Below are 702 nucleotides of genomic sequence, written 5' to 3' on the forward strand. Positions count from 1 at the left end.
ACTGGGGTGAAGTCGTAACAAGGTAGCCGTATCGGAAGGTGCGGCTGGATCACCTCCTTTCTAAGGAGTAAGCTTAGAGCTTATATCCAGGTCGTAGCATCAGGCTTTGCATTGTCTAGTTTTGAGGGAACACATTAAGTGTAAACTCAAAAATGGTGATGTTCTGAATAAGAATATGTCACGTATATGTATTGCCTTATTGTAGAGGTAATAATATGGCGAGAAATTTTTCGCAAGACGAGGCGTAACAAGGAGCATGAGGAAAACGTAGTAACCTACGTTGACGAAATGCGACGCAGTTGCAACAAAGTATTGCGGAAAATAGCGAAGCCAGATTTGGGGGCGTAGCTCAGCTGGGAGAGCACCTGCCTTGCAAGCAGGGGGTCAGGAGTTCGATTCTCCTCGTCTCCACCATAATATGGGCCTATAGCTCAGCTGGTTAGAGCGCACGCCTGATAAGCGTGAGGTCAGTGGTTCAAGTCCACTTAGGCCCACCATGATGTACATTGAAAACTACACAGAAACAATCAAATGTAAATTTTACCAACATAATGTCCAAGAGCGTAAGCGATTGGGTAACATTATGAGTGTCGAACCATCCAAGAGCGCAAGCGATTGGCGAATGTTCGACCATCCAATAGATAGTGTAAACAATCTAATGAGGTAAGAACGACATTTTAGGATAACATACTTTAACAAAAA

Annotated in this window: 2 tRNA genes and 1 rRNA gene; all 3 read left to right on the plus strand. The window is 43.9% G+C overall.

The features are described 5' to 3' along the window. A 16S ribosomal RNA gene (locus I6E26_RS11035) occupies positions 1 to 60 on the plus strand; the annotation flags it as partial. Between the two features lie 278 nt (positions 61 to 338). Then, positions 339 to 414 (plus strand) — tRNA-Ala (locus I6E26_RS11040). 6 nt (positions 415 to 420) lie between these two features. Then, positions 421 to 497: transfer RNA gene (locus tag I6E26_RS11045), tRNA-Ile, on the plus strand. Positions 498 to 702: the final 205 nt, after the last annotated feature.

Origin of the sequence: Anaerovibrio lipolyticus (assembly GCF_021531495.1) — a bacterium.
Lineage (GTDB): Bacteria > Bacillota > Negativicutes > Selenomonadales > Selenomonadaceae > Anaerovibrio.